The organism is Sphingobium lactosutens DS20 (assembly GCF_000445105.1).
Taxonomy (GTDB): Bacteria; Pseudomonadota; Alphaproteobacteria; order Sphingomonadales; family Sphingomonadaceae; genus Sphingobium; species Sphingobium lactosutens.
This window is the reverse complement of the sequence record NZ_ATDP01000104.1, coordinates 80666-102596: the sequence shown is the minus strand read 5'-3', so window position 1 is coordinate 102596 and position 21931 is coordinate 80666. Positions and strand designations below refer to the sequence as shown.

The 21931-nt window shown below is 63.0% G+C and carries 23 protein-coding genes and 1 pseudogene; 6 read left to right on the top strand and 18 right to left on the bottom strand.

All coding sequences use genetic code 11. The annotated features are described in order from the left end of the window. The 5 genes and pseudogenes from RLDS_RS0128730 to RLDS_RS48780 all read left to right on the top strand — a co-directional run. A pseudogene (locus RLDS_RS0128730) lies at positions 1–427 on the top strand (P-type conjugative transfer protein TrbL); the annotation flags it as partial. A gap of 6 nt (positions 428–433) precedes the next feature. Beyond that, complete coding sequence (gene trbF / locus RLDS_RS48795) at positions 434–1117, top strand: conjugal transfer protein TrbF (protein WP_021227705.1); 684 nt, start codon at positions 434–436, stop codon at positions 1115–1117. After that, complete coding sequence (gene trbG, locus RLDS_RS48790) at positions 1114–2139, top strand: P-type conjugative transfer protein TrbG (protein ID WP_021227704.1); 1026 nt, start codon at positions 1114–1116, stop codon at positions 2137–2139. The genes trbF and trbG overlap by 4 nt, the downstream gene beginning before the upstream one ends. Continuing rightward, on the top strand, positions 2136–3368 hold the full coding sequence (locus tag RLDS_RS48785; protein WP_021227703.1) for a TrbI/VirB10 family protein: 1233 nt from the start codon (positions 2136–2138) through the stop codon (positions 3366–3368). Before trbG ends, RLDS_RS48785 begins: the two co-directional genes overlap by 4 nt. Beyond that, a complete protein-coding gene (locus RLDS_RS48780) occupies positions 3365–3586 on the top strand; it encodes a DUF2274 domain-containing protein (protein WP_021227702.1) in 222 nt (73 codons plus the stop codon). The genes RLDS_RS48785 and RLDS_RS48780 overlap by 4 nt, the downstream gene beginning before the upstream one ends. A 17-nt stretch (positions 3587–3603) precedes the next feature. Here the strand turns inward: RLDS_RS48780 and RLDS_RS48775 are convergent, their stop codons facing one another. From RLDS_RS48775 to RLDS_RS48735, 10 genes are all read right to left on the bottom strand, one after another. Continuing rightward, positions 3604–3912 carry a hypothetical protein gene (locus RLDS_RS48775; protein ID WP_021227701.1) on the bottom strand — a complete coding sequence of 103 codons (309 nt, stop codon included), beginning with the start codon at positions 3910–3912 and terminating at the stop codon, positions 3604–3606. Beyond that, complete coding sequence (locus RLDS_RS48770; RefSeq protein WP_021227700.1) at positions 3909–4856, bottom strand: LysR family transcriptional regulator; 948 nt, start codon at positions 4854–4856, stop codon at positions 3909–3911. Before RLDS_RS48770 ends, RLDS_RS48775 begins: the two co-directional genes overlap by 4 nt. A 115-nt stretch (positions 4857–4971) precedes the next feature. Continuing rightward, the gene (gene bktB / locus RLDS_RS48765; RefSeq protein ID WP_021227699.1) at positions 4972–6165 is read right to left on the bottom strand and encodes a beta-ketothiolase BktB; all 1194 of its coding nucleotides are present in this window, start codon (positions 6163–6165) and stop codon (positions 4972–4974) included. A gap of 136 nt (positions 6166–6301) precedes the next feature. Then, a complete protein-coding gene (locus RLDS_RS48760) occupies positions 6302–7366 on the bottom strand; it encodes a phosphotransferase (protein ID WP_021227698.1) in 1065 nt (354 codons plus the stop codon). Beyond that, positions 7363–8523 carry an acyl-CoA dehydrogenase family protein gene (locus RLDS_RS48755; RefSeq protein ID WP_031298811.1) on the bottom strand — a complete coding sequence of 387 codons (1161 nt, stop codon included), beginning with the start codon at positions 8521–8523 and terminating at the stop codon, positions 7363–7365. The genes RLDS_RS48760 and RLDS_RS48755 overlap by 4 nt, the downstream gene beginning before the upstream one ends. After that, positions 8520–9176, bottom strand: coding sequence for a 3-oxoacid CoA-transferase subunit B (locus tag RLDS_RS48750; protein ID WP_021227696.1), 657 nt, complete (start codon positions 9174–9176; stop codon positions 8520–8522). Before RLDS_RS48750 ends, RLDS_RS48755 begins: the two co-directional genes overlap by 4 nt. Further along, positions 9176–9883: a CoA transferase subunit A gene (locus RLDS_RS48745; protein WP_021227695.1), complete on the bottom strand. Its 708-nt coding sequence runs from the start codon at positions 9881–9883 to the stop codon at positions 9176–9178. The genes RLDS_RS48750 and RLDS_RS48745 overlap by 1 nt, the downstream gene beginning before the upstream one ends. 16 nt (positions 9884–9899) lie before the next feature. Continuing rightward, on the bottom strand, positions 9900–10664 hold the full coding sequence (locus RLDS_RS48740; protein WP_009822998.1) for an SDR family NAD(P)-dependent oxidoreductase: 765 nt from the start codon (positions 10662–10664) through the stop codon (positions 9900–9902). Beyond that, the gene (locus RLDS_RS0128725) at positions 10657–11685 is read right to left on the bottom strand and encodes a 3,4-dihydroxy-2-butanone-4-phosphate synthase (RefSeq protein WP_021227694.1); all 1029 of its coding nucleotides are present in this window, start codon (positions 11683–11685) and stop codon (positions 10657–10659) included. The genes RLDS_RS48740 and RLDS_RS0128725 overlap by 8 nt, the downstream gene beginning before the upstream one ends. A 10-nt stretch (positions 11686–11695) precedes the next feature. After that, entirely contained in the window at positions 11696–12292 is a 597-nt protein-coding gene (locus RLDS_RS48735; protein ID WP_021227693.1) for an NADPH-dependent FMN reductase, read from the bottom strand. A gap of 154 nt (positions 12293–12446) precedes the next feature. On the opposite strand from RLDS_RS48735, the gene RLDS_RS48730 reads away from it, so the two are divergent. Beyond that, on the top strand, positions 12447–13517 hold the full coding sequence (locus RLDS_RS48730) for a zinc-dependent alcohol dehydrogenase (RefSeq protein WP_021227692.1): 1071 nt from the start codon (positions 12447–12449) through the stop codon (positions 13515–13517). A gap of 66 nt (positions 13518–13583) precedes the next feature. Here the strand turns inward: RLDS_RS48730 and RLDS_RS48725 are convergent, their stop codons facing one another. From RLDS_RS48725 to RLDS_RS48695, 8 genes are all read right to left on the bottom strand, one after another. Beyond that, positions 13584–14360 (bottom strand): SDR family NAD(P)-dependent oxidoreductase, encoded by a 777-nt coding sequence (locus tag RLDS_RS48725; RefSeq protein ID WP_021227691.1) that lies wholly within the window; start codon positions 14358–14360, stop codon positions 13584–13586. A gap of 27 nt (positions 14361–14387) precedes the next feature. Continuing rightward, on the bottom strand, positions 14388–14711 hold the full coding sequence (locus RLDS_RS0128720; protein WP_009823003.1) for a DUF4286 family protein: 324 nt from the start codon (positions 14709–14711) through the stop codon (positions 14388–14390). Between the two features lie 18 nt (positions 14712–14729). After that, the gene (locus RLDS_RS48720) at positions 14730–15488 is read right to left on the bottom strand and encodes an SDR family NAD(P)-dependent oxidoreductase (RefSeq protein ID WP_021227690.1); all 759 of its coding nucleotides are present in this window, start codon (positions 15486–15488) and stop codon (positions 14730–14732) included. Then, on the bottom strand, positions 15485–16288 hold the full coding sequence (locus tag RLDS_RS48715; protein WP_021227689.1) for an alpha/beta fold hydrolase: 804 nt from the start codon (positions 16286–16288) through the stop codon (positions 15485–15487). Before RLDS_RS48715 ends, RLDS_RS48720 begins: the two co-directional genes overlap by 4 nt. Before the next feature lie 57 nt (positions 16289–16345). Continuing rightward, positions 16346–17113: an alpha/beta fold hydrolase gene (locus tag RLDS_RS48710; protein ID WP_021227688.1), complete on the bottom strand. Its 768-nt coding sequence runs from the start codon at positions 17111–17113 to the stop codon at positions 16346–16348. Positions 17114–17125: 12 nt separating this feature from the next. Further along, on the bottom strand, positions 17126–18394 hold the full coding sequence (locus RLDS_RS48705) for an LLM class flavin-dependent oxidoreductase (protein WP_009823007.1): 1269 nt from the start codon (positions 18392–18394) through the stop codon (positions 17126–17128). A gap of 56 nt (positions 18395–18450) precedes the next feature. Further along, on the bottom strand, positions 18451–19215 hold the full coding sequence (locus tag RLDS_RS48700; protein ID WP_009823008.1) for an SDR family NAD(P)-dependent oxidoreductase: 765 nt from the start codon (positions 19213–19215) through the stop codon (positions 18451–18453). A gap of 85 nt (positions 19216–19300) precedes the next feature. Further along, complete coding sequence (locus RLDS_RS48695; RefSeq protein ID WP_021227687.1) at positions 19301–21523, bottom strand: TonB-dependent receptor; 2223 nt, start codon at positions 21521–21523, stop codon at positions 19301–19303. Between the last annotated feature and the right edge of the window lie 408 nt (positions 21524–21931).

Genomic DNA, 21931 nt, shown 5'->3' with positions numbered 1-21931 from the left:
GGCGGGCGGTGCGACCAGCGCCTACAGCCTCGGCTCGCTGGGCAAGAGCGGCGCGGGCGCTGTCGCGGGCGGCATGGCCGCTGTCGGCCAGGCGGCGGCGGGAAGCGCGGTGAGCGCCGTCCTCTCGCCCTTGCGCAAGGCGGCCGCCAAGGGCGGCGCGGCGATGAAGGCCAATTTCCGCTCGGGCGCCCGCGCCGGGTTCACCGCCACGGGCGGCACGATCACCGGCGGACCCGAAGCCGCCACCCCGACCGCCGCGACCGCTGAAGGCTCCGGGGCGGCCGGCACGTCGGCCCAGCCCGCATGGGCGGCCGCGATGAAACGCCGCCAGGCCGTCAGCCACGGCGCGACCGTCCTCGCCCACACCATGAAGGCCGGCGACAGCCACGGCGGCGGAGCCGGTCCCGACATCAAAGAGAAGGACTGACCCTCCATGTTCCGACGCCCCACCATCCGCTACGGCCAGACCCCCGAACCCACCACGCCCTATCAGCGCGCCGCGCAGGTCTGGGACGACCGCATCGGCTCGGCGCGCGTGCAGGCGAAGAACTGGCGCCTCGCCTTCTTCGGCGCGCTGGCCCTCTCGGGCGGGCTCACCGCTGGGCTCGTCTGGCAATCCGCCCGCGGCCATATCGTGCCCTGGGTGGTGCAGCTCGATCGGCTGGGCGAGGCCCAGGCCGTCGCGCCCGCCGAAGCCGGCTACCGTCCGACCGACCCGCAGATCGCGTTCCATCTCGCCCGCTTCATCGAACAGGTCCGGGCGATCCCGGCCGATCCGGTGATCGTGCGCCAGAACTGGCTGCGCGCCTACGACTTCACGACCGACAAGGGGGCGATGGCGCTCAACGACTATGCCCGCGCCAACGACCCATTCACACAGGTCGGCAAGGTTCAGGTCGCGGTGGACGTCTCCAGTGTGATCCGGGCCTCGCCCGACAGCTTCCGCGTCGCCTGGACCGAGCGCCGCTATCAGGACGGGAGCCTCGCCGCCACCGAACGCTGGTCGGCCATCCTCACGGTCGTCGTGCAACCGCCGCGCACGCCCGACGCGTTGCGCAAGAACCCGCTCGGCGTGTTCGTCAACGCCCTCAACTGGTCCAAGGAGCTGTCGCAATGACCGGCATACCCATCCGCCGCGCGGCCACGGCCGCGCTGCTCGTCTCCGCTGCCGCGCTCGCCGGCTGCGCTACCACGTCCGCGAAGCCACTGGCCATCGCCTATGACGATCCGCCGCGCGAGATCGCGGCGACGCCGGCCGCACAGCCGCCGCGCGCCGTCGAGGTGGTGACGATCCCCGAACCGCTGCCTCTGCCCGGCCAGTTGAAGCCGCTCGCGACCGGCACGGCGACGTCCGAGCACGCCGATCCGCGCCGCCGCGTCGGGGCGGCCAATGCCGCCGCCCGCGTCCAGCCCACCCGCGACGGCTATGTGAACGCCATCCAGCAATATCCGTGGTCGGACGGCGCGCTCTATCAGGTCTATGCCGCGCCCGGCCAGGTGACGGACATCGCGCTTCAGGAAGGCGAGCAGCTTGTGGGACCGGGGCCGGTCGCGGCCGGCGATACCGTGCGCTGGATTATCGGCGACACGGTGAGCGGCAGCGGCCTCACGGCCCGCGTGCATATCCTGACGAAGCCCACACGGCCCGACATTTACACCAACCTCGTCATCAATACCGACCGGCGCACCTATCACATCGAACTGCGCGCGACGGCCTCGACCTACATGGCGTCGGTCTCCTGGACCTACCCGCAGGACGCGCTGATCGCCCTGCGCGGCGCTAATGCCGCCGCTGCCGCCTCGGCCCCCGTCGCCGCCGGCATCGACCTCGCGGCGCTCAATTTCCGCTACCAGATCGAGGGCGACCGCGTGCCGTGGAAGCCCGTTCGCGCCTTCGACGATTCCGCGCAGGTGTTCATCGAGTTTCCGGCCGGGATCTCGCAGGGCGAGATGCCGCCGCTGTTCGTGACCGGCCCGGCCGGCGACGCTGAGCTGGTCAATTACCGCGTGCAGGGCCGCTACATGGTCGTGGACCAACTGTTCGCCGCCGCCGAGCTGCGCCTGGGCGACCGGCGCAGCGCGCAGCGCGTCCGCATCGTGCGGGACGGCGCGGAATCGCGCCGCAGGGGGCGGCCGTGACCGATCCCGCCGACACTTCTCCGCCCGAGGCAACCGCACCGCAGACGCCGCGCCCCGACCCGCAAGCCTTCCAGCTTCGCGGCGATCCGCCGCGCGTCATGCGGCTGTCGCGCAAGGCGCTCGCCGTCATGGGCGTCGTGGCCGGTCTCGGCATCGGCGGCTCGCTGATCTACGCGCTCAAGCCGCCGGGCGAGAAGGAGGCCAAGGAACTCTACAGCACCGACAGCCGCGCCACGGCCGAGACGATCAACTCGGGGCCGAAGGACTATGGCCAGGTTCCGAAACTTGGGGCGCGGCTTCCCGGCGACCTCGGCGGACCGATCGTCTCCGCCCAGAAGCGTGGGGAGAATGTCCCTGTCCCGCCGGTCGGCGGACAGCCCGATCCGAGAGCGCAGGCCGCGGAAGCCGCCCGTCAGCGCATCAGCCAGGAGCGCGACGCGGCGCGCATGAGCGGCGTGTTCCTCGGCGGCAGCAGCGCCGGAGCCACCGCGATGCCATCCTTGCCGAACCTCGCAACGGCAGCGCCCGACGCTGCCACTTCGCAGCCCCCTGCGCAGCCCGATGGCGCGGCCGCGCAGGGCGACCAGGCCGCCAAGCGGGCCTTCATGGCGCAGGCGTCGAGCCAGCGCACGGTAAGCGTCGAGCGCCTGACCGCGCCGGCCTCGCCCAACATCGTGCGGGCCGGCAGCATCATTCCCGCCGCGCTCACCACCGGCATCCGTTCCGACCTTCCCGGCCAGATCACGGCCCAGGTGACGGCCAATGTCTATGATAGTCCTACGGGCCGCATCCTGCTCATCCCGCAGGGTGCGCGGCTGATCGGCGAATATGACAGCGAGATCGCCGCCGGACAGACCCGCGTGCTGCTCGCCTGGGATCGGCTCATCATGCCGGACGGCCGCTCGATCGTTCTCGAACGCCAGCCCGGCGCCGATGCGGCCGGATATGCTGGCCTACAGGACCGCGTGAACCAGCATTGGGGCAATCTTCTGAAAGCCGCCGCCGTCTCGACATTGCTCGGCGTCGGCGCCGAACTGGGCGCGGATAGCGAGGACGACCTGACCCGCGCGCTTCGGCGCGGAAGTCAGGACACCATCAACCAGACCGGCCAGCAGATCGTGCGGCGGCAATTGAACGTGCAGCCGACGCTCACCATCCGGCCGGGCCATCCGTTGCGCGTGGTTATCACGCGCGACCTTGTATTGGAACCGATCGGAGGCGCGCGATGAGCAAGTTGAAGCTGGGGCCTCTCGCCGACGATCGGCCGGTCAAGCTCTCGGTGGAGCTGCCCGCTGCCGTGCATCGCGACTTGCAAGCCTATGCCGCCGCCCTCGCGGCCGAGACCGGGGGAGCGCCGGTCCCGCCCGACAAGCTGGTCGCACCGATGCTCACCCGGTTCATGGAAACCGACCGGGCCTTTCGCCGGCACCGCGCGCTGGGGAATTGATGGCGCGTTGCCTTCCGTCAGTTACCCATGAACTTCTTGAAGCGCTCCCGGCCTTCCGCCTCGATCACGGCCTGCTCAGCGTTGGCGCACTCGCCGCCTCGCACCGAACCTTTCGCGCATTGCGCCACAACCTGCCGCGCTTCATCGAGATGCGCCGCGAAATATTGCGTCCCGCGCGGCTCAGCCGGTGTCGGCGTGGCGGCCGGCGGGCCGGCGACGATCGCCGTCCGCTCGACGGGGACGATCACCGGACGAAGGACAAAGCCCGCCCCGAACCCGATGATGAGCGTGACCAGCACGATGATGAGTGTCTTTCCTTGCGTCATGACGGCTCCTTTCCCGCTTGCTGAGAGAGTGGCTGCGGCACAGGCACGGACGGCATCGAATAGCGGGCGGTGACGAACGCAAGGAACCGGCGCAGCACCGGATTCTCATTGTCCTCGCGCCAATAGCCCGAGAAGCCGATGCGCGTGTGCCCGTTGGTCTCGTGGACCTCGCGGAAGACCACGCCTGGGACGTGGATGCCGAGCGCCGATTCCGCGACGATCGAGATATGCCCGCCGAGTGCGATGACGCTCAGCGCGGTATCTCGCCTGATGTCGTCCATGTCGATCTCTGGCGAATAGCCCGGCATCCCCAGCTTGCCCAAGAGCATGTTGCGCGTCTCGGGACCGGGATCTCGCTCGGTGAGCAAGAACCGCTCGCCGGTCAGGTCGGTCCAGTGGATGCGTTCGCGCGTCGCAAGCGAATGGCTTTCAGGCATCGCCACCAGGACGCGCTCGCTCCAGAAGGAGCGGCTCATCAGGCCAGGATAAGGCGTGTCGCCGATCATGATGGCGATGTCGAGCAGCCCGTTCTCGATGCCGGCCAGCAGCATGTCACGGTCGCGCTCGAACCCGCGCAGCTTCACGTCGCGATGGCGCTCGCCGAACTCGCTCAGCGTCGCGCGCAGGTTGCCGGCCGAGAGGGAGGTGTAGAAGCCGACCGCCAGCTTGCCGGCATAGCCGTTCGTCGTGGCGCTGACCCAGGCGTCCAGCTCGTCCCATTCCTTCATGATGCGCTTGGCGACGCGCAGATAGGTCGCGCCGTTAGCCGTTAGCGTCGCGCCGCGCGTCTTGCGGTCGAACAGCACCATGCCCAGCCGTTTCTCGGTTTCGAGGATGTAACGGCTCAACGTCGGCTGCTTGATATTGAGGTTGCGTGCCGCCCGGCTGAAGCTGCCCGCCTCGGCCGCCGCAACGAGGTAGCGAAGTTGACGGAGTTCGATCACTCGCTACCTCTTCAGGATAGCATCGAGCGGTATGCAGCCATAATTGGAGGTGATGCTGCGGATATTGCGTGAGCGAAGCGGCACCATGTTCTTCTACGTCGTCCACGATGGATTACTAAGTGCCGCTCTTAAACCGCTCAATTACCAGTGCGATGCCTTGTCCCCCGCCAATGCACATCGTGATCAAGCCATACCGACCTTCGGATCGTTCGAGTTCATGAATCGCTTTCACGACGAGAATCGCACCGGTGGCGCCGATCGGATGCCCAAGCGAAATGCCCGAACCGTTGACGTTGGTCTTCTCCGGATCAAATTCCAGTTCGCGCGCAACCGCGCAGGCTTGAGCCGCGAACGCTTCGTTCGCTTCGATGACGTCGATCTCCTCAAGCCCGATGCCCGCGCGCTCAAGCGCGATCGGAACGGCTTTCACGGGGCCTAGCCCCATCACGGATGGATCGACTCCGGCATGCCCCCACCCCAGGATGCGGGCGCGCGGAACCAGTCCCTTGGCGGCGGCTGCCGCCGCCGTGGCGAGAACCAGGGCGGCGGCGCCATCGTTGACCCCAGAGGCATTGCCGGCCGTTACCGTTCCCTCCTTCTGGAAGGCCGGGCGCAGCTTGGTGAGGCCTTCGGCCGTTGTATCGCCACGAACATGCTCATCCGTGTCGAAGACGATCACACCTTTGCGGGTCGAAACTTCAACCGGCACGATCTGCTCGTTGAATCGGCCTTCCGCAATGGCTCGGGCCGCGCGCCTCTGACTCTCCAGTGCGAGGGCATCCTGATCCTCGCGACTGATCTTGCACTGTGCGGCAATATTCTCCGCCGTCACCCCCATATGATAACCGTCCAGCGGATCGCTCAAGGTTGTGGTGAGCGCATCGACCATCTCGATCGGTCCCATCTTCTGACCGAACCGGGCGGATGCCACGAGATGGGGCGCGCGACTCATGTTCTCGGCGCCGCCCGCGACCACTAATTCAGCCTCGCCAAGACGCAATGTCTGTGCCGCGGAAATGATGGCTTGAACACCCGATCCACAAAGCCGATTCATGGTAAGCGCCGGCGCCGACACAGGGATGTCCGCACCGAGCGCGGCCGCTCTTGCGAGATACGCATCCTGAGCGATCGTTGGGATAACCTGTCCCATGAAGACGTGATCGACATCGGCAGGCTCGATCCCGGCCCGCGCCATGGCTTCGGCGATAACAATGCTGCCGAGCTTTGCGGGTGGAACGTCTTTGAGCGCTCCGCCGAAGGTGCCGATCGCCGTTCGGACGCCGGACAAGATCAGAATATCATCGCTCATTTCCGTTCCTCAATGTTGAAGCCGGCCTTGCCGGACACACCGCTTCCCTTCCTGCCGGAAAGCATCGAAGAGTCTTGTCTGGCCTTCCATCCGCCACGCTGCGAGCCAAGCGTATTTCTGTTCGATTATCGCCGCTTCACACGCACCGCTTGGCTTGCGTCCAGGCAAGCGCCGCGAGTTCAGGTAATACCGCAACCCGTTCGCGAGCCTGGGCGGATGCCGCGGTCCCCCGGATCACGCGCCCCTTGATCCCATGAAAGATCGCTGCCAGGCGGAAGAAATTAAACGCGATATAGAAGTCGTAGCCGGGCATGGCTCCCAGGCCGCGTCTGCGGCAATAGGCCGCAAGATAGTCTTGCTCGTCAGGAATACCGAGCGCTGCGAGATCGGCATTCGCAAGCCCCGCGACGATATGTGGGGGCATGCGATACATCATCGCATGATAGGCGAAGTCTGCGCCCGGATGGCCAAGCGTTGACAACTCCCAGTCCAGCACGGCGAGCACACGCGGCTCACTGGGATGGAAGATCATATTGTCGCATCGAAAGTCGCCATGGACGATGCTGGTCTCATCCCCGGCCGGGATGTTTGCAGGCAGCCAGTCGACCAAAAGGTCCATATTCGGGTCGCGCCCGGCCGCCTCATCTTCCAGATATTGCCTGGACCAACGCGCGATCTGCCGCTCGAAATAATTGCCGGGCCTGCCATAATCGCCTAGGCCGACAGCCTGATAATCGACATTGTGGAGGGCGGCGATCGTGGCGTTCATGGCATCGAAATAAAGGGCGCGCTCGGACCTTGGCACGTCGGGGAAGGTCGCGTCCCAGAAGATGCGGCCTTCGACCATCTCCATGACATAGAACCAGGTGCCGATCACCGCATCCTCGGTGCATAGCCCATAAACATGGGCCACTGGAAAGCCTGCCCTGGCAAGCCCGGTCAGCACCTTGGCTTCCCGTTCGATGGCATGCGCGCCCTTCAGGAGCTGGCCCGGTGGCTTGCGCCGCAGGACATAGGATCGGTCAGGCGTCACCAGCTTGTAGGTCGGATTGGACTGCCCGCCCTTGAACTGTTCGACATGAAGCGGTCCGGCATAGCCGTCGACATTCGTCCGCATCCAGAGGTCGAGTGCATCGATATCAAAACCATAGCCCTCGCGAACGGGAGCCGTGCCGACATTGTCATCCTGAGCGACCGTCATGCCTGAGCGGCTTTCCAGTCACGCTTGATCTTCTTGGCAAGCGACCATTTATGAACCTCGGTCGGGCCGTCGTAGACTCGGAAAGCGCGGATTTCGCGGAACGCCTGCTCCACGATGGTATCGCCGCTGACACCGTTGCCACCCATCACCTGCACGCAGCGATCCGCCACCCGGAACAGAGCGTCCGCCACAGCCGCCTTCGCCATCGAGCTCTCCACCGTGGCCAGCGACCCCGTGTCGAGCACCCCGGCGCACCAGTCGATCATCAGTTCGGCCTGCTTCAGTTCGATGAGGTTGTCGGCCAGCATGAAGCCCACGCCTTCATGGTCGACAAGCGGCTTGCCGAACGCATGACGCCGATTGGCATAGTCGGTGGCGATCTCGTGCGCGCGTGTCGCCACACCATGCCAGCGCATGCAGTGCGAGAGGCGCGCGGGCGAGAGACGCACCTGGGCATATTTGAAGCCTTCGCCCGAGGCTCCCAGCATCTGGTCGGCAGGGACACGCAAGTCGACAAGATCGATCTCGGCATGCCCTCCCGGCATCGAACTGTCGATCGTATCGAGCACGCGCGCGATGCGGATGGCGGGATCGGGTAGCTCCACCAGGAACATGCAGGCGCCGTCGTCCGACTTCGCCATGACGATGCCGACCTTGGCGCCCTGCGCGCCGGTGATGAACTTCTTGCGACCGTTGATGACCCAGTGATTGCCATCGAGCCGGCAGGTCGTCCGCATCATCGAAGGATCGGAGCCAGCGCCATCCTCCTCGGCCGGTTCGGTCATGAAAAAGGCCGATCGCGCTTCACCCCTGACAAGCGGTTCTAGGAAGCGCGATTTCTGCTCGGGGCTCGCGACCTTGCCCAGCAGATACATGTTGCCCTCGTCTGGGGCGGCCGTGTTGCAGGCAAGCGGTCCAAGCGGCGACAGGCCCGTCTTGCGCAGGACGATCGCTGTCTCGCCCTGCGTCAGATGCGAGCCGTCTGCCAGGATATGCGGCGTCAGCACCCCGGCCTCCCGCGCCTTCCCGCGCATCTCCATCACAAGCTCGTCGGTCGGCCCATGATGGTCCCGGCGGCTATCCTTCTCATAGGGGATCACCACCTCGCGGACGAATGTTTCCACCCGCGCGGCCATGGCGTGCGCTCTATCCGTCATGCCTCGAAACTCGCTTCGGTTTTGGCGCGGACTTCCTCGATCGTCACGCCAGGAGCGAGTTCGATCAGGCGGAAGGCGGCGTTACGGGATTTGCGGTCGAACACCGCCAGATCAGTAATCAGCATATCGACGACATTGGCGCCGGTCAGCGGCAGGGTGCAGTGGGTGCGAAACTTGGGACTGCCGCTTTTCGACACATGATCCATCAGCACGATGATGCGCCGGACGCCGGCCACAAGGTCCATGGCACCGCCCGGTCCCTTGATCATCTGACCGGGGATCATCCAGTTTGCCAGATCGCCATTCTCGGCCACTTCCATAGCGCCCAGCACCGACAGGTCGATATGGCCCCCGCGAATCATTGCGAAGCTGTCGGCTGAGGAAACATAGCTGGTCCGGTCCAGCTCGGTGATCGTCTGCTTGCCCGCGTTGATGATGTCCGGGTCCACCTCCCGCTCGGTCGGGAATGGACCTAGCCCCAAGATGCCGTTCTCCGATTGAAGGGTGACATCGACGCCGGGCGGAATGAAATTGCCGACCAGCGTCGGTATCCCGATGCCTAGATTGGCGGTGAAGCCGTCGTGCATCTCGAGCGCCGCGCGGGCAGCCATTTGATCGCGGGTCCAGCCCTTTACGGACGTATCGGTCGCCATCACGCCGCCTCCGCCCTGATCGTGCGCCGTTCGATGCGCTTTTCGTTGCTGGTTGCGCGAATGAAGCGTTGGACAAAGACGGCCGGCGTATGGATGCTGTCCGGGTCAAGGCTGCCCGCTGGCACCAGTATTTCCGCCTCGGCCACCGTCACCTGTCCGCATGTCGCGACCATCGGATTGAAGTTCCGGGCGGATTTGCGGTAGACGAGGTTGCCGTAGGGATCGGCCTTCCAGGCTTTCACCAGGGCCAGATCGGCGACGATCCCGGTTTCCATCACATAATCGCTATCGCCAAAGCGACGCACTTCCTTGCCTTCGGCAATCATCGTGCCGACGCCGGTGCGTGTGTAGAAAGCCGGGATGCCCGCGCCCCCCGCCCGCATCCGCTCGGCCAAGGTGCCTTGCGGATTGAACTCCACCTCCAGCTCTCCGGCCAGAAACTGGCGCTCGAATTCCTTGTTCTCGCCGACATAGCTGGAGATCATTTTGCGAACCCGCTTCTCGGCGAGGAGGATGCCAAGGCCGAAATCGTCGACGCCCGCATTGTTCGACACCAATGTCAGGTCACGCACGCCGCTTTCGAGCACTGCATAGATCAAGGTCTCGGGAATGCCGCAAAGCCCAAAGCCACCCGCCGCGATCGTCATCCCGTCGAACAAGAGCCCTTCAAGGGCGATGTTCGCATCCACCTGGAGCTTTTCAGCCATCTGCTTCTCCTTCATTTTACAGGCTGCTAACGAGATGTCCCCCGTCCACGGCGATCACCGCGCCTGTCATGAACCGCGAGCCATCCGAGGCAAGCAGGAGCAGCGGTCCGTCCAGATCCTCCAATTGGCCCAGGCGTCGCTGGGGCACCCGGCGGATCAACGCACGCCCCGCGTCCGTTTCCCAGAAGGCCCGGTTGAGTTCCGTGTCGAGATAGCCGGGCGCGAGGGCGTTCACTCGGATGCCATGACGCGCCAGTTCGAGCGCCATCACCTTGGTCATCTGCACCACGCCGGCCTTGGAAACCGCATAGGGAAGCACGGCTCCCGCCTGCCGCAAACCAAGAATGGAGGCGATATTGATGATCGATCCGCCTCCGCGCGCCTTCATGGCCCGTCCGGCGGCCTGCGCGACCAGGAACATGCCCTTGAGATTGGTATCGATCACCGCATCCCAATCGGCTTCAGTCTGGTCGAGCGCGGGGCCATCGCGGACGATCCCCGCATTGTTCACCAATATGTCGATATCGGCCATAGCAGCGGGGAGCGCGTCAAGCGACGCAGCGTCGGTGACGTCGAGCGTCACGACTTTCGCGCTTCCGCCAAGGCGGGCGATGCGTTCAGCAACATCCGCCAGAGCCTCCTTCCGCCGCGCCGCAAGTGTCACCGCGGCACCTGCTTCGGCAAGGATCATCGCGAAATGCGCGCCAAGCCCGCTGGACGCGCCCGTCACCAGCGCGTGCTTGCCGGCCAGCGAAAAAAGTGGAGTGATTCCGTCAGCCATTAAGCACCATATCCTCAAGTATCTGTCCGCCGATCGCCTCGTTGACGATGTCGCCAGCCAATCCCTGCTCACTTCCGGAGATGAGAATGAGGCTCGCGCCCGGTTCGGACACGCTTTCGCAGATTGCGGCGGCCAGCGCTGCGACCGTATGAATATTCTGTCCCGCATCATTGTCGCGGCAGATGCGGATCACACTGCGCTCACGATCGGGCCGCGATCCGTGTAGCAGCGCATAATGCTCCCGTCCCCCTTCCTGCTCGCGATAGATCCGCAATTGAATCGAGGCGTTCGCCCCCACGAAGCGAGGCGCATCGTCACGGTGAACCAGGCGGGTCCGCGCACATTGCGCAGCGAGCAGCGTTCCGATATCGACGGCCTCAAGCGACTGCATCCAGCCCAGACCGGGCATGTCGGCCAAAGTCGCGACTTCCCCATCATCCCGCAATATCCGGCACAGTACGGCTGCAAAGCCCCGGTTCGCCAACCGCACAAGCTCGATCGCCGCCTCGGTGGCGCCGCAGCGGCCGATCAAGCCATTCTCATGGCCGATAATGGGGAATACGTGACCGGGACTGACAATGTCGTGAGGGCCGGCGCCGACCGCAGCCGCCACCGACATCGTTCTCGCACGATCATCCGCCGATATACCCGTCGAAACACCGCTGCAGGCCTCGATAGATCGGGCAAAGCCGAGACAGCGAGGATTATTGTCCACCGCACCTGCCATGGCCGTCAGGCCGATCTGGCGCGCCTGCTCCCGTGCGATCGGCATGCAGATAAGGCCCCGACCATTGCGAGCCATGAAGTTCACGACATGGGCGTCGACGTCGCGCGCCGCAGCAATCAGGCTCATTGGAGCATCACCGGAGATACCTTCAGCCAGGATCGCAACACCTCCCGCAGCGATGGCCGTGACGGCCGCGTCGGCGTCGAAGGTGGGGACGGACACAAGCGAAGGGCGAACGCGCCGGCGCAACGGCGGCGATACATAATCGGGATCGAAATGAGGCTGGGTCGCCATAAGGAATTCCTTAAACCGCGGTCGCCAGCGCGGTGTGCGCAGCAACGAATTCCAGCAATTGCTCGGCCATCGCATCAAGCGTTCGGGCGAGATCGGGCGAAAGACACTCTCCATCGGGAGCAAAGACCGGCTCGATGGTGTTGATCGCAACGCCCAATGGCGTCGGCCAGCCGCGCAGAGCATGGACAACGGCGCGCAGTGCCCCCAGCGTCGCTACAGCACCCTGCCAGCCCGCGCCCGTGGCGACACAGCCGACGGGCCGACCGTCGAAATAGCAGCGCGCGTCGCCTCGCATGTCTTCCGTATAGTCGAGCGCATTCTTCACCAGACCTGAAATGCCGCCATGATAGCCAGGCGAGCCGATAAGGATCGCATCTGCCCGCCGCAATGAATCGACAAGGAGTTGCGCCCGTTCGGTGCGCTCCGCCCGCTCGGGCGCATAAGCCGGCAGATCGAGATCCGCGCCGCTTATCAGGACAGTATCCGCGCCTAGCTCGACACAACGCCGCTGAACGAGCTTCAATGCCTTTTCGGTCGAACTATGCTCTCTAAGAGTGCCTCCGACCGCCACAACGACGGGCCGATGCGCACCAAGCGACACTTTCATTTCATCCCTCCAGCCGGTTTGACCGGACTCACTAAAACCTTTAACGTGTTTCAGGTTCTTGATTGAGGCTGTGCCAAAAGTCAACCATCGAATGGATTTCCATACCATTCGCGTTAAAATGTAACATGTTTCATATTTTTGAAGGGAGAGGAAAATGATCGATCTGGCACTACCCCAACGCATGCGCGCGGCAGTCTATAACGGCCCCCACGATATCAGCCTGAAGGAGGTGGAAACGCCTCGTGTAGGCGCTGCGGACATTCTCATTCAGGTGACGACCTGCGGAATCTGCGGGTCCGACGTCCATAGCTACAAGACCGGGCTCTATGTCCAGCGTGGCCAGATAATGGGCCATGAATTCATGGGCCAGGTCGTGGCCGTCGGCGAGGACGTCAAGGGAATCGGGCTCGGCGATCGCGTCACCGGCTTCTCGGCCGGGGTCTGCGGTCGCTGCCGCGCCTGCGACGATGGCGAGCATATTCTCTGTGCCGATTTGTTCGAGAATTCGACAGGCTATGGCCGCCCCGGCGCCTTCGCCGACTATGTGCGGATCGAGAACGCCGCGCCTGGCGTCAACGTCCATCGCTTGCCCGATCATCTGCCGGACGTCATCGCTGCGACCGTCGAGCCGGTTTCGATCGGCATCACGGCCGTTGCGAAGTCGGGCGTCAAGCGTGGCGACAAGGTGGTCGTGCTGGGCGGCGGCATGATCGGCAATGCCTGCCTGCAAGCCGCGCGCCGCGTGGGGGCCGAGGCGGTGCTGGTCGAGGTTTCGCCGCGTCGCCTAGCTCTCGCCGAGGAAAGTGGTGCAGACGGCGTATTCGACGCCCGAACGGGCGATGCGCTGGAATGGGTCATGGACCGCTTCGGCGTGAGCCGATATCATTTCGGGCGTGGCGGATCGGCCGATGTCGTGTTCGAGGCGGCCGGGAATCCCATCACTATTCGCCAGTCACTCGAAATGGTCAGGCCCGGCGGCACCATCTGCATCGTCGGTTTGCCCGAGGAAGCCGCTCCTATCGACACGACCAAGATCGTCCATAAACTGCCGACCATCATCGGATCGCTCGGCGGCGACTTCACCCAGGCGATCGCGGCGCTGGCGGCGGAAGAGATCCGCACTGCCCATCTGGTCAGCCATCAGTTCCCGCTGGAGGAGAGCCGCAAGGCGTTCGATACCCAACTCGACGCGCTCGACAGCTTCAAGGTCATGATCCACGGTTGACCGACCACACAGGAAAGGGGGCGGCGCTGCTGGCGCCGCCCCCTTTTTCTTGTCAAGCTCTCGCTGTCAGAAGTCGAGCGGTTCGGCAGCGCCAGCGGAGCCGCCGCCGTCACAATGAACGATCTGGCCATTGACGAACACGGCGTCATCGGAAGCGAAGAACACCACCATACCCGCGATGTCGGCGGGGGTGCCGGCGCGATCGAACGGGGTCGTGCGGCGATAGATGCGGTCGGCATCCGGGACATTCTGCTTGATCTGCTCGGTCATGATCAGGCCGGGCAGGATGCAATTGCTGCGCACGTTCGCGCGGCCATATTGCACGGCAAGGTATTTGGTGAGCGTGATGACGCCGCCCTTGGTGGTGCCATAGGCGATGAGGGTCGGTGCCCCTGCCTCTCCCGAACCGGAGGACATGTTGATGATGGAACCGCCACCCTGGTCGATCATGATCGGCAGGGCCGCCTTGCAAGCGATGAACATGCTCCGCAGGTTGATGGCGTAGCTCAGATCCAGCGTCTCGACAGTAGTGTCGAGCAGATTGGTATCGCGCGACCAGGCTTCGGCCGTCATCGCCACATTGTTGTGCAATATGTCGATGCGACCAAAATGATCCTTGGCGGTCGCGATGAGCTTCTGGATCGAGCCTTCGTCGGTGGCATCGAACTGCACCGCCAGCGCCTGGCCATTGCCGATGCCGTGCGCGACCTGCTCGGCACCGGCAATATTACGATCCGCAATGACGACCTTCGCGCCTTCCTGACCAAGGCGTTCGGCCGTTCCAGCGCCGATACCCGCCGCCCCTCCAGTTACGATCGCGACCTTTCCGTCCAATCTTCCCATTATCCTCTCCTTCCTTGCGTTGACCGTTCAGGCCGGGACGTGCTCGAATACTTCCTCGACCACGATAAGCTGCATTTCCGGTGCGGTGGTGTCGGTCTGGGTAAGGTCGGGCGCGGACTTGCCGAGCGCGGCCACAGCGGTCTCGACGTCGTCGAGTTCATACAGCGCGACATATTGAAACTGCGGATCGCCGGCGAGCTGGCTTGCGCTCGCCTTGAAGCGCTTGGCGCTCCTGAAACCCGGCAACGCCGTCACTTCCGGTAAATGCGTACCGTTATACCAGTCATTATAGGCCTGCTCCTGCTCCACCGAGACCGGATTGGTGAACGCAATCAGATATTTCGTGGTCATATATGCTCTCCTGCTGTGCTATTGTGCGGTCGCGCCGCCATCGACCGGCAGGATGACCCCTGTGACATAAGAGGCATCCTCCGAAGCCAGTGCCAGCGTCATCCGCGCGATCTCTGCGGGCTGCGCGATGCGCCCCAACGGAATCGGATGCAGCTCCCTGTTCTCCGACGCGAGTTGCTCGACCACGCCCGCGATCATCGGCGTGTCGACGCCGCCAGGGCAGATGCAGTTGACGCGAATCCCCTTAGGCGCCCAGTCTCGCGCAAGCACACGGGTCAGCGCCACTATCCCGCCTTTCGAGGCGGTATAGGCGTCCGCGCCCGGCATCGCGACGAGGGCATTGATCGACGCGATATTGACGATGGCGCCACCGCCCTGGGCGGCCATGATGGGGAGCGCGTGCTTGCAGCCCATCGCGACTCCCTTGAGATTGATCGCCAGGATCGCGTCCCATGCATCTTCCGGCGTATCGACGACGCCTGCCATCTTGAAGCGTCCGCTCTCAGAATAGCCGACGCCGGCATTGTTGACGAGGATGTCGAGGCGGCCCGCGGGTTGCGCTGCGGACTCGACCATTTGTTTGACTTCCGCCTCGCGTGATACGTCCACAACGATCGCGCGCCCGCCAATTTCGTCGGCAACGGCACGGGCGGCATCTCCGTTCCAGTCGGCTACCGCGACATCCGCGCCTTCCGCGGCAAACAGGCGGCAAGTCTCCGCGCCCTGTCCCGATCCTCCCCCGGTAACGAGTACGACCTTGCCTTGGAAACGGCTCACGCAGCGTCGCCTAGAAAAGCGAGGATCGCCCCAACGGTGTCCTGGGTATATTCTAGGACCATACCGTGCCCGCCACGCGGCAGGATTTGCAGCTTTGCACCGGGGATCAGCGCCGCCAGCTCGACCGACTGCGCCGGCGGGGTAAGCGTATCCTCCGCCCCGATCAGGACCAGCGTAGGCGTGGCGACCGTAGGCAGATCGACCCGACTGTCATAGCGCCGCAATCCATGCGCCTGCGCCTCAAATCCTTCGGTCGTAACAGGCGTGGGATCTTGCTCGACCCCGACGCGGGCAGCCGCTTCCACAAAGTCGTGGTTGAAGAGGAAGCGTGGCGTGAAGCCCCACGCCATGCCGATTATGGCCTGGGCGATCGGCGATACGTCGCTGCGCTTGAGGGAAAGGAGGCAATCCAGCCAACCATCCTGAACGGCGGTATAGGAGGGAAACGCACTCAAGAGCACGGCACGGCGCAAAAGACGTCCATGCCGAATCAAAAGCGATTGAAGCACCGATCCGCCGAGCGACCAACCCACCACATGGACTGGTCCCAGCCCCAGCCCCTCGATAAGGGCTGCCGCGTCATCTCCCATCTGGTCGATGGTGTAAGGCCCTGGCGGCACGTCACTCTGTCCCGTTCCGCGATTATCGAAAGTGATCACCTTGTAATGCGGGGTCAACAGGGGCTTGACTGTCGCCCACACGCCCGAATGTCCCCCGAGGCCACTGATAAGCAGCAGCGGCGGACCCTCGCCTTCGATCTCATAATGAAGCTGGATGCCGTTGGCGTTTATGGTCGCCATGTTCTACTCCCGAAAACAAGGGCGCCGAGCCGGATGATCCGGCCCGGCGCAGGTCAATCAAGCCAGGAAGTCTTCGACGACCTTGAGGAACGCCGCTTCCTGCTCGACCATCGGCAGGTGCCCCGCCGCCGCGATACTCTTGGTCTTGGCGCCGCCAATGCCGGCGGCGAACGCTTCCGTATAGGAAGCAGGCACCAGACCATCGGCCTCACCCCGCACCACGAGCGTCGGTGCCTTGATATAGCGGAGGCGGCGGCCCAGTCCGCGATCCGGGATGGGCCACATGAACTTGGTCGCCGATCCCAGATTCTTCACCCGGAAGACCGCCAATTCCAGCTTGTCATTGTCGGTGAAGGCAGACGTCTCTGCTCCCGCGCTCGAGGGATCATGCCATTTGGCGCTCGCCATTGCGTCGGCGGGCAGGACGAACGGGTCTGGCGCGGGCTCCGCGTCGAGCCACAGCCCATAGGGCGAAACCAGCACCAGCTTGCGCACCAGATGCGGCGACACGGCGGCGAACTCGGCCGCGAACATGCCGCCAAGCGAGTGGCCGATGACGTCGACCGGCCCCTGGCCCCAGTCCTCGACCAGTTGGCGATAGTGCAGGGCGACATCGAGAATATGCTGAAGATCCTCGATCCCGGTGGATTCCCCATAACCGGGATGCTCGGGCGCGATCACGCTGTGTTTGCTGGCCAGCTTCTGCAAATAGGGTGCGTTGCCGGGATGCTGCTCGAAGCCGTGGAGATAGAGCAGGGGAGCGCCACTGCCGCCGCTCCAGCGGCGGATGTCATAGGCGCCGACCTTCGACATGGTCATGGTCATGGGCGTTACTCCTTATTTCGCGAATTCAGGCGCGCGCGCGATGCCCGGCGAGATCGTCGCCACGCGCTTCTGGCTGGTTTCCGGGGTCCAGTGGTCGGGATATTCAGACCACAGATCACGCAAAGTGGGGATAACGCGCTCACCCATGAGGCGGGTATTCTCGGCGGCCACCTCTTCGGCAAGGTCGCCGACATGGCAGCAAGCGATAAGCTGACCGATACGCAGATCCTTGGCAAGCTCGCGCAGCCGCTGGCTCACGCGCTCGGGAGAGCCGGCGATGATGAAGCCCTTTTCATCATATTCCCAGAACGACATTTCCCCGCTCGCCGCGCGCGCCTTGTCCTCGGGGGTCAGCTTGCTCTCGCCGACCTTCATCAAGGTGTTCTGCGAGCGCATGGACTTTGCCGTGGAATAGCCGGGAGGCATGGCAAAGTTCGGGTCGACCGTGTTGGTGCGATAGAAATATCTCACCGCATCATAATATTTGGCTTCGGCTTCCGCATCCGTTTCCGCACAGCAAACGATCTGCGTGAACGCCATGCGGTTCGGATTCATGTCACCGCCGCGCTTGTCGCAATATTCCCAATAGGCGTCGACGGTCGGCTTGGCCGAATATAGACCCGAAAAGCTCAAATGCCCGTAGCAATAGTTCTCGTCGATCACGAGATCCCAGGTTTCCACGCTGCCCGAGCCAGGAACCCACACGGGAGGACGTTTCTGAACGGGCCGCGGCAAGATATCGACATAGCGCAGTTTGGTATATTTGCCGTTGAAGGCGAACGGCTCCTGCTCCTCCCAGGCGCGCAGGATGAGGTTTCGCGCCTCATGGAAGCGGTCACGCACCTCGATCGGCGGATTGCCATAGGCAAAGGCCGAGTCCATCGGCGTGCCGAACACGAAGCCGGCAATGAGGCGCCCATCCGAAACGCAGTCCAGATAGGCCATTTCCTCCGCAATCCGGACGGGCGGATTATACAATGCGAGCGAATTGCCGATCACCAGGATCGCGGCATTTTCCGTCGTGCTGGCTAGGCTTGCCGCAAGCAGGTTCGGCGAGGGCGTCATCGCGAAACCAGTGGCATGGTGCTCGTTTACGGCAAGCCCATCGAACCCGACCTTGTCTGCCCCCTGCATGAGGCGAATGAACATGCGATACATTTCGCCGCTCTCGCGCGGATCGAAGAGCGATGGAGTGGGCTTGACCCAGTTCAGCTCCCCGCTTTCGACGAAATCTTTCGGAACATTCGGATATGTTACCTCCGCAAACCAATGAAATTTCATGGGACTATCCTTCCTTCAACTAGCGGACCGCGGCGACATCCGTCGCGACGACATTCTCAGTTCATGAGCTTCCCTTGCGCCATCCACGGCGTGATCACGGCATCCAGGCCGCCGTCGCAGCTTATCATCGCGCCGTTGGTGTAGGCGGCCTCGTCACTGGAGAAATAGGCGACGAGCGCGGCTATGTGCTGCGGTTCACCGAGTTGCGGCACATAGACGGCATTGAGCGTGGATTTCAGGGTTTCCGGCGCATGCTCGCGAAGCGCCTGCGTGGCGATGGGACCAGGACAGATCGTGTTGCAGCGAATGCCCTGACGGCCATATTGCGCGGCGACATAGCGGCTGAAGTTGACGACGGCCGCCTTCGACGATCCATAGGCAACCAACGCGCAATCGCCGCCCAGCCCTGAATCCGAGGCAATGTTGACGATCGACCCGCTGCCATTTTTGAGCATGTGCGGGAGCGCATATTTGGTGGCGATGAAATAGCTGCGGACGTTGACCGCAAAGGACTGATCCCAGGTTTCGATGGACGTTTCCAGAACGGTAGTATCCGCGCCAGTTCCCCCCGTATGGGCCACATTATTGTTGAGGATGTCCAGTCGGCCGTATCGTTCGATCGCGGTATCCACCATCGCCTTGATGGAAGCCGGATCGAAGGCATCGAGGTGGACCGCCGACGCGCCGCCGCCGATCTCATTTGCCACCTTTTCCGCTGCATCGACCGCTATGTCGGCGATCAGCACGGTCGCGCCCTCCGACGCCAGCCTCCGCGCCGCCGCGCTGCCCAGACCACCGGCGCCGCCGGTGATGATGGCCACTTTTCCTTCGACTCTCCGCATATCGCCCTCTCTGGAAATATTTAGTGGGGCGCGCCGGCGTGAGACGCCATGCGCGCCCGCCTGATCAGAACCGCGTGCTCAACTGGATGCCGTAAGTGGCGGGCTTGCCGGCGTAGCGGATCACCGCGTCCTGCTGCTTCTCCACCGTGGTCCAGTAATATTTGTTGAAAATGTTTCGGCCGAAGAGGCCCACGCGCCAATTGCCATCCGGCGACTTCACCCCTGCCCGGAGATCGACCAGGACATAGGGATTGAGGTCATAATTGCCCTTACCCCCGGCGATCAGAAGATCGTTGCCGAACGCGGCAGTCGTGCGGCTGTGATAGTTCACCGCGCCGCCGACATAGGCTTCCATGCTGCTGGAGATGGGGAAGTCATACTGAACGTCGCCAGCCAATTGCCATTTGGCCGCATAGGGGAAGCTTTCGCCCGAATAATCGGCGAAAATGCCACCGGCATTATAGCCCGTATACTGCTTGATCTTACTGTCGAGATAGGTTCCCGAAGCGCTGATGTTCAGGCCGCGTGTCGGTTGCCACACCAGTTCCAGTTCAGCACCCTGGAGACGGGATTTCGGGATGTTGACGAGTTGCTGGATGCCGCCGAACACCAGATCCTGAAGCAGCACATAGATCTGCTTGTCACTATAGTCATAATAGAAGGCGGCACCATTGATCTGCATGGTGTGCTCGAACAGTGGCGCCTTGAAGCCGACTTCGTAGGCAAGCAGCGATTCTTGCTTGACCGGAAGATTTGAAGTGAATGTCGAAGCGGAGAAGGCCGGGATGCTACCCGCCTTATAGCCTCGGCTGACATTCGCGTAGAGGAGCGTTGCGCCTGGCGTCTTGTAGTTCAGGCCCACGCGCCAGGAAACATTGTCTTCTCGCAGGCGACCGAACGATGGCGCCGGGTTGAAATTTTCGTCCAGGGTGGTGCAGTCGCCCGGTGAAACAGGCATGACCGGCGTGGTCTTGGTGCCTATATTGGCATAGAATTGCTGCGTTCCCAAACTGAGAGCCGCACCCGCCGCATCCGTCGCTACGGCGCAGCTCCGGCCGTCGCGATTGGTTTTGGTGTAGCGAATACCGCCTTGCAGGGTGAGGCTCGGCACGATCTCCCATTCGGCGTTGCCAAACACCGCATAGGATTTGATCGTATTGTCACTCAGCCCGTTGGCAGTCGCAAAGTCCAAGCCATCCGGCCCGATAAAGCCCAGTTCGCCATTCGGTCCGATCGGCCCAAGGCCGGCGAACACGCCATGCGCGTTGGAAGCGTCCTTCAAATAATATGTGAAGAGCTGATGCACCTTATGGTGCGAATAGTTGCCGCCCAGAATCCACTGGATCGGCCCATTCTCCCCTTCGAGACGCAATTCCTGGTTGAAGGTTTTGACAGTGCCGGTGCCGTAGCGATCACCCGTCAGATAGGTGTAGCCGTCATTGTCATAGAATGCCTTGGTGCTGAACTTCTGGTAGGCCGTGATGGAAACCAACCGCAGATCATCGCTCAGTTCATAGTTGATACGGCCAGCGGTCATCCAGAACCAGTCATCACGCGCATAATCCCGGTCAGGCGTCCAATCCGCCGCACGCGGATCGTCAGGCGGCAGCGGATAGTTCGCGACCCCCGAAATCACGCCGGCAGGCACCTGGGGATCGATCTTGCGGACCTGAGGAGCAATAGTGTCGGACTTGTCGATCCAACCTGTGGCGTTGATTTGCACAGTCAAACGCTCGGTCGGCTCCCAGTCGAGCAATGCCCTTCCCTGCCATTGTTCCTGGCGGCCCAACGTGTCGTTGCGCGTGTAGCTTTTCTGCCAGTCGCCGCCCTGGACCGTCCGAACGGCAAGACGCCCTTTCAAGGTGCTGCTTAGAGGACCACTGACGAACCCGGTTGCGTCGAGCGTGTTGAACCGGCCATATTCGGCATCTACGCCAGCAGAGAATTCGTTGGTGGGTTTGGCCGCGATATAGTTGAACGCGCCGCCCGTGGAGTTCTGACCGTAAAGCGTACCCTGTGGCCCCTTGAGTACCTCGACCCGTTCCAGATCGAAGATCGAACCCTTGGTCATGAAGCTGTAGGGTAGCGGGACTTCATCGACATACACGCTGACGGTCGGCCCGGCCGACAGGCTCTGATCGACGAAACCAACGCCGCGCAACGTGTAAATGGGAACGCCCAGCGCGGTTTCCGCATAGGCGAAGCCGGGAACCGTCTTGACCAGATCGGCCGCCGTCGAAACACCGCGCTCGATCAGGGCATCCCCCGAGATCGCGGCGATCGACATGCCGACATTGTTGATCGACTGGGCACGCTTTTGCGCAGTGACAACGATGTCTTCGATGCCTGACTGTGTTGCTTCACTAGTCGGAGGGGGCGCCGCGGAAAGGGGAGCATCTTGTGCATAAAGTGGCGATGTTGAAAATGCCAATACCCAAAGGGAAACCCCACGCGATATAGAAATCCCTATGCTATTCATAACATCCTCCTCCCAGATTTATGCCAGAACAACTAGATTTGGTCCGTTTTGAAGACCTGTGTTTCTGGCTTTCAATTCATCCTCACCTATTGGTATTGCTATCGATACCGTCATTATCTTGTTGGCGGTTACGCTTCCTCCATGAGTTCAAGATATCGGTGAATCTCAATCCCAAAGGGCAAACCATGGAACCGGCCGGGCCGATTTCCCTAACAT

What these genes read in the sequence shown, in the direction of transcription:
- RLDS_RS48775 (WP_021227701.1), bottom strand. Translation starts at nt 3,912, where the DNA reads ATGACGCAAGGAAAGACACTCATCATCGTGCTGGTCACGCTCATCATC.
- RLDS_RS48750 (WP_021227696.1), bottom strand. Translation starts at nt 9,176, where the DNA reads ATGGCGACCGATACGTCCGTAAAGGGCTGGACCCGCGATCAAATGGCT.
- RLDS_RS48760 (WP_021227698.1), bottom strand. Translation starts at nt 7,366, where the DNA reads ATGACGGTCGCTCAGGATGACAATGTCGGCACGGCTCCCGTTCGCGAG.
- RLDS_RS48745 (WP_021227695.1), bottom strand. Translation starts at nt 9,883, where the DNA reads ATGGCTGAAAAGCTCCAGGTGGATGCGAACATCGCCCTTGAAGGGCTC.
- RLDS_RS48710 (WP_021227688.1), bottom strand. Translation starts at nt 17,113, where the DNA reads ATGACCATGACCATGTCGAAGGTCGGCGCCTATGACATCCGCCGCTGG.
- RLDS_RS48740 (WP_009822998.1), bottom strand. Translation starts at nt 10,664, where the DNA reads ATGGCTGACGGAATCACTCCACTTTTTTCGCTGGCCGGCAAGCACGCG.
- RLDS_RS48725 (WP_021227691.1), bottom strand. Translation starts at nt 14,360, where the DNA reads ATGGGAAGATTGGACGGAAAGGTCGCGATCGTAACTGGAGGGGCGGCG.
- RLDS_RS48755 (WP_031298811.1), bottom strand. Translation starts at nt 8,523, where the DNA reads ATGACGGATAGAGCGCACGCCATGGCCGCGCGGGTGGAAACATTCGTC.
- RLDS_RS48735 (WP_021227693.1), bottom strand. Translation starts at nt 12,292, where the DNA reads ATGAAAGTGTCGCTTGGTGCGCATCGGCCCGTCGTTGTGGCGGTCGGA.
- RLDS_RS0128720 (WP_009823003.1), bottom strand. Translation starts at nt 14,711, where the DNA reads ATGACCACGAAATATCTGATTGCGTTCACCAATCCGGTCTCGGTGGAG.
- RLDS_RS48695 (WP_021227687.1), bottom strand. Translation starts at nt 21,523, where the DNA reads ATGTCGATCGCCGCGATCTCGGGGGATGCCCTGATCGAGCGCGGTGTT.
- RLDS_RS48730 (WP_021227692.1), top strand. Translation starts at nt 12,447, where the DNA reads ATGATCGATCTGGCACTACCCCAACGCATGCGCGCGGCAGTCTATAAC.
- RLDS_RS0128725 (WP_021227694.1), bottom strand. Translation starts at nt 11,685, where the DNA reads ATGGCGACCCAGCCTCATTTCGATCCCGATTATGTATCGCCGCCGTTG.
- RLDS_RS48780 (WP_021227702.1), top strand. Translation starts at nt 3,365, where the DNA reads ATGAGCAAGTTGAAGCTGGGGCCTCTCGCCGACGATCGGCCGGTCAAG.
- RLDS_RS48705 (WP_009823007.1), bottom strand. Translation starts at nt 18,394, where the DNA reads ATGAAATTTCATTGGTTTGCGGAGGTAACATATCCGAATGTTCCGAAA.
- RLDS_RS48715 (WP_021227689.1), bottom strand. Translation starts at nt 16,288, where the DNA reads ATGGCGACCATAAACGCCAACGGCATCCAGCTTCATTATGAGATCGAA.
- trbG (WP_021227704.1), top strand. Translation starts at nt 1,114, where the DNA reads ATGACCGGCATACCCATCCGCCGCGCGGCCACGGCCGCGCTGCTCGTC.
- trbF (WP_021227705.1), top strand. Translation starts at nt 434, where the DNA reads ATGTTCCGACGCCCCACCATCCGCTACGGCCAGACCCCCGAACCCACC.
- bktB (WP_021227699.1), bottom strand. Translation starts at nt 6,165, where the DNA reads ATGAGCGATGATATTCTGATCTTGTCCGGCGTCCGAACGGCGATCGGC.